Below are 1415 nucleotides of genomic sequence, written 5' to 3' on the forward strand. Positions count from 1 at the left end.
GCACCGCCGCCGCTGACGGCGGCGGCGGTGCTGATCCCGCTCGCGCTCACCGTGGTCGCGGTGATCGCCTGGGGCTGGATCTGGTTGCCGATCGGCATCCTGCTCGCCCTGCTGGCCGTGCTGATCGTGCTCAACCTGCGCTCCAACAAGGCGATGATGAACGCCGCGGAGGGGCAGCCGGGCGCGGCGGCGCAGATCATGGAGAGCATGCGCGGCGACTGGCGGGTCACCCCGGCGGTCAGCTCCACCACGCAGATGGACATGGTGCACCTGGTGGTGGGCCGCCAGGGCGTGATCCTGCTGGCCGAGGGGAACCCGCAGCGTGTGCGTGGCCTGCTCGGCCAGGAGAAGCGCCGGCTGGCGAAGGTGATCGGCACGGCGCCGCTGCACGACTACGTGATCGGGCAGGGCGAGGGTGAGCTGCCGGTCCGCAAGCTGCGGATGACGCTGATGCGGCTGCCCCGCGCCCTGTCCCCGAAGGACGTCAACGCGCTCGACAAGCGGCTCAAGGCGCTGACCGCGCGGCCGCAGATGCCCAAGGGCGCGGTCCCGAAGAACATGCGGCCGCCGCGTGGCGCGTTCCGGCAGACCCGGGGTCGCTGACCTTCGGCGTACGCGAGAAGGAGCCGGTCCCGTGCGGGGCCGGCTCCTTTCTTGTGCGGGTCAGCGGCGCGGCGCGTCGGTGACGACGGCGCCGGCTAGCCGGTCGTGCAGGCCGCGCTTGTGCTCGTCCATGAGCAGGGCCGGCACGACGAGGGCCAGCAGGAGTCCGCGCAGCAGCCCGCGGAGCAGCCCGATCCGGCCGCCGTCGGCCCAGGCGACGCAGCGCAGCCGGGTCAGGTACATGCCGGGGGTCTGGGCGAACAGGCCGATGAAGAAGCCGTACTCCAGGATCAGCACCAGGACCGGCGGCCAGCCGTCGCGGACCGGGTCGGAGAAGGCCCGGGCGACCATCAGGCACAGCACCCAGTCGATGATCAGGGCACCGAAGCGGCGGCCGAGGCTGGGCGGAGTGAAGGCGGGGTCGGCGGCGGGCGGCACCGGTGTGGCGGCGGTATCGGTCACAGCGGCCAGGGTAGCGCCGCCGCAACCCCTGACGAAAAATCCGACATTCGCCACCAGAGCGTGCCGGAGTGACGCTCCGCAAGCGACGTAACACGGCGGAAACAGACGAGACACGGCCGGGCAACCCCCCGGCCATAGCGTCGCCAGTAGTTAGCTACCGGAGTGGACCTGCCAGGAGGACGTGTGTTCGCCAATTCCGAGGAACTCCTGCGATACCTCGCCAACGAGGACGTGAAGTTCGTCGACGTACGTTTCTGTGACCTGCCCGGCGTGATGCAGCACTTCAACCTGCCGGTCGAGTCGTTCGACGACAGCGTGTTCACCGACGGCCTCGCCTTCGACGGCTCCTC

The 1415-nt window shown here is 70.5% G+C and carries 3 protein-coding genes; 2 read left to right on the forward strand and 1 reads right to left on the reverse strand.

Features of this window, described 5'->3' with window-relative positions:
- Positions 1–12: 12 nt before the first annotated feature.
- Positions 13–603, forward strand: coding sequence for a DUF4191 domain-containing protein (locus tag KBX39_RS31155; protein WP_247660790.1), 591 nt, complete (start codon positions 13–15; stop codon positions 601–603).
- Positions 604–663: 60 nt separating this feature from the next.
- On the opposite strand, the gene KBX39_RS31160 is transcribed toward KBX39_RS31155, so the two are convergent.
- Positions 664–1041 (reverse strand): RDD family protein, encoded by a 378-nt coding sequence (locus tag KBX39_RS31160; protein ID WP_219996752.1) that lies wholly within the window; start codon positions 1039–1041, stop codon positions 664–666.
- Between the two features lie 207 nt (positions 1042–1248).
- On the opposite strand from KBX39_RS31160, the gene KBX39_RS31165 reads away from it, so the two are divergent.
- On the forward strand, positions 1249–1415 hold a 167-nt coding region (locus tag KBX39_RS31165), incomplete at its 3' end, for a glutamine synthetase beta-grasp domain-containing protein (RefSeq protein ID WP_210873989.1).

Origin of the sequence: Micromonospora sp. D75, from assembly GCF_018070405.1 — a bacterium.
GTDB classification, from domain to species: Bacteria; Actinomycetota; Actinomycetes; order Mycobacteriales; family Micromonosporaceae; genus Micromonospora; species Micromonospora chalcea.